Source organism: Monashia sp. HAY1-5C, from assembly GCF_056755255.1.
This window is the reverse complement of the sequence record NZ_JBPGXG010000752.1, coordinates 1-237: the sequence shown is the minus strand read 5'-3', so window position 1 is coordinate 237 and position 237 is coordinate 1. Positions and strand designations below refer to the sequence as shown.

Sequence of the window (237 nt, the reverse complement as noted above, 5' to 3'; positions counted from 1 at the left end):
CACACCGACTTCCTGCCCTTCTGGGAGTTCGTCTCCGGCCCCTTGCACGCTGGCGGCTTCGGCCCCAACAAGGCTGACGGCACCTTCGGCATGCAGGTCGCGTATCAGAAGGGGCCAGGCATTGCCAACGCCGCGCCGGCGCCCGACACGCAGTTCTTCGGCCAGGTCGACATCGACGCAAAGACACGTGCGATGACGGTCACCCTGAAGGATCTGGAGGGCTCGACCCTCTACAAG

Annotated in this window: 1 pseudogene; it reads left to right on the top strand. The window is 65.0% G+C overall.

Annotated features, from left to right (window positions below):
* Positions 1–237, top strand: a pseudogene (locus tag ACR9ZK_RS23420) (alkaline phosphatase D family protein); the annotation flags it as partial.